Here is a 1494-nt window from a genome sequence, read left to right as displayed (position 1 = left end):
AAGCCTACGCACTTGAACCTGGACAACCGTCGCCAGGCCCACCTAGCCTTCTCCGTCCCCCCATCGCAATTGTAAGAAGTACGGGAATATTAACCCGTTTCCCATCGACTACGCCTTTCGGCCTCGCCTTAGGGGTCGACTTACCCTGCCCCGATTAACGTTGGACAGGAACCCTTGGTCTTCCGGCGAGGAGGTTTTTCACCCCCTTTATCGTTACTCATGTCAGCATTCGCACTTCTGATACGTCCAGCATGCGTTACCACACACCTTCAACCGCTTACAGAACGCTCCCCTACCCAATATACAAAAGTATATTGCCGCAGCTTCGGTTTACTACTTAGCCCCGTTACATCTTCCGCGCAGGCCGACTCGACCAGTGAGCTATTACGCTTTCTTTAAATGATGGCTGCTTCTAAGCCAACATCCTGGCTGTCTGAGCCTTCCCACATCGTTTCCCACTTAGTAGTAATTTGGGACCTTAGCTGGCGGTCTGGGTTGTTTCCCTCTCCACGACGGACGTTAGCACCCGCCGTGTGTCTCCCGGATAGTACTTACTGGTATTCGGAGTTTGCAAAGGGTTGGTAAGTCGGGATGACCCCCTAGCCTTAACAGTGCTCTACCCCCAGTAGTATTCGTCCGAGGCGCTACCTAAATAGCTTTCGGGGAGAACCAGCTATCTCCAGGTTTGATTGGCCTTTCACCCCTAGCCACAAGTCATCCGCTAATTTTTCAACATTAGTCGGTTCGGTCCTCCAGTTGATGTTACTCAACCTTCAACCTGCCCATGGCTAGATCACCTGGTTTCGGGTCTATATCCAGAGACTGAACGCCCAGTTAAGACTCGGTTTCCCTACGGCTCCCCTAGATGGTTAACCTTGCCACTGAATATAAGTCGCTGACCCATTATACAAAAGGTACGCAGTCACAGGACAAAGCCTGCTCCTACTGCTTGTACGTACACGGTTTCAGGTTCTATTTCACTCCCCTCACAGGGGTTCTTTTCGCCTTTCCCTCACGGTACTGGTTCACTATCGGTCAGTCAGTAGTATTTAGCCTTGGAGGATGGTCCCCCCATATTCAGACAGGATATCACGTGTCCCGCCCTACTCGATTTCACTGAACACACATCGTCAACTACGGGACTATCACCCTGTATCGTCGGACTTTCCAGACCGTTCGTCTAACGTGTGTAAAGCTTAAGGGCTAGTCCAATTTCGCTCGCCGCTACTTTCGGAATCTCGGTTGATTTCTTTTCCTCGGGGTACTTAGATGTTTCAGTTCCCCCGGTTCGCCTCCTGTTGCTATGTATTCACAACAGGATACTTACTTATGTAAGTGGGTTTCCCCATTCGGAAATCCCAGACTCAAGTGGCTTTTACTGCCTAATCTGGGCTTATCGCAAGTTAATACGTCCTTCATCGCCTCTGACTGCCAAGGCATCCACCGTGTACGCTTAGTCACTTAACCATACAACCCGAAGGAGTTTCGAATTGA

The 1494-nt window shown here is 50.5% G+C and carries 1 rRNA gene (only partly in view); it reads right to left on the bottom strand.

What is annotated here, in order from left to right:
• Window positions 1-1467, bottom strand: a 23S ribosomal RNA gene (locus tag V1U08_RS22820) (it extends 1465 nt beyond the left edge of the window).
• Window positions 1468-1494: the final 27 nt, after the last annotated feature.

This window comes from Vibrio sp. YYF0003 (assembly GCF_036350715.1).
Lineage (GTDB): Bacteria > Pseudomonadota > Gammaproteobacteria > Enterobacterales > Vibrionaceae > Vibrio > Vibrio natriegens.
Note: the sequence above shows the minus strand (reverse complement) of the source record. Positions and strands in the feature narration are given on the sequence as shown.